At 68.2% G+C, this 985-nt stretch carries 2 protein-coding genes; both read left to right on the forward strand.

The window, feature by feature from the left end; all coding sequences use genetic code 11:
• Nucleotides 1-122, forward strand: a 122-nt coding sequence (locus ACZY0B_RS27670; RefSeq protein WP_463767411.1) for an LpxL/LpxP family acyltransferase, incomplete at its 5' end; no start/stop codon positions are given.
• Nucleotides 123-985: glycosyltransferase family 4 protein (locus ACZY0B_RS27675; protein WP_463767410.1), on the forward strand; the 863-nt coding region annotated here is incomplete at its 3' end.

Below are 985 nucleotides of genomic sequence, written 5' to 3' on the forward strand. Positions count from 1 at the left end.
AGGCGCTGGCCGACCAATTCGCCACCAACATCGCCGCCCACCCCGAAGACTGGCACATGCTGCAGCCCCAGTGGCTGGCCGATCTGTCAGAGGCCCGGCGTGCCCGGCTGCGGGAGGCCTGAATGAGGATCGGGATGGTCTGCCCGTACTCGTTCGACGTGCCGGGCGGGGTGCAGTCGCATGTTTTGCAGCTGGCCGAGGTGATGCGCGCCCGGGGGCATGAGGTCAGCGTGCTGGCGCCGGTTTCGCCGCATGCCGCGCTGCCCGACTACGTGGTCTCGGCCGGCAAGGCCGTCCCCATTCCCTACAACGGCTCGGTGGCCCGGCTGCGGTTCGGCCCGGCGACCCACCGCAAGGTCAAGAAGTGGCTGGCCGAAGGTGATTTCGACGTGCTGCACCTGCACGAGCCCAATGCGCCCAGCCTGTCGATGCTGGCCCTGAACATCGCCGAGGGCCCGATCGTGGCGACGTTTCACACCTCGACCACCAAATCGCTGACCCTGTCCGTCGTCCAAAGCATCCTGCGGCCGATGCACGAGAAGATCGTCGGCCGGATCGCGGTGTCCGAACTGGCCCGCCGATGGCAGATGGAGGCGCTGGGGTCCGACGCGGTGGAGATCCCCAACGGGGTCAACGTCGCCTCACTCGCCTCGGCGCCGCGGCTGGACGGGTATCCGTGGCCGGGCAAGACGGTGCTTTTCCTGGGCCGCTATGACGAGTCGCGCAAGGGCATGGCGGTGCTGCTCGAGGCGCTGCCGCGGGTGGTGAAACGCTTTCCGGACTTGCAGGTGCTGGTCGTCGGCCATGGCGGTGAGGACGAATTACGCACGCAGGCAGGCGCATTGGCGGAGCATCTGCGCTTCCTCGGTCAGGTCGACGACGCCGGGAAAGCGTCGGCGATGCGCAGCGCCGACGTCTACTGCGCGCCCAACATCGGCGGCGAGAGTTTCGGCATCGTCCTGGTCGAGGCAATGGCCGCCGGCAC

It is taken from the genome of Mycobacterium sp. IDUB_19 (assembly GCF_055419445.1).